The organism is Parendozoicomonas verongulae, from assembly GCF_009711465.1.
Classification (GTDB): Bacteria; Pseudomonadota; Gammaproteobacteria; order Pseudomonadales; family Endozoicomonadaceae; genus Sansalvadorimonas; species Sansalvadorimonas verongulae.
Genome location: NZ_SMME01000407.1, coordinates 1 through 242, shown reverse-complemented (window position 1 = coordinate 242; position 242 = coordinate 1). Strand labels below are relative to the sequence as shown.

Here is a 242-nt window from a genome sequence, read left to right as displayed (position 1 = left end):
GACAAGGATATTGAACTGGCTCTGGGCAGACATCACCAGCTAATGGGAGGCATGGAGAACCTGAAAACAGCCCTGAACATCTTTACCCGGTTGCGCACCCGGGCGGCCAAAGGGCAGGTGAACACACCTTGCGATGACAAGGAGATCGAGCTGGCTCTGGGCAGACTACTCAAGAGTATGGGGGGCACTAACAACCTGAGAGTGGCTCTGGACATTTTTATCCGGCTGCGCACCCGGGCGGC

At 57.0% G+C, this 242-nt stretch carries 1 protein-coding gene; it reads left to right on the top strand.

Annotation, left to right across the window (positions count from 1 at the left end; translation table 11 throughout):
• Nucleotides 1–242: hypothetical protein (locus E1189_RS22430; RefSeq protein ID WP_196220890.1), on the top strand; the 242-nt coding region annotated here is incomplete at both ends.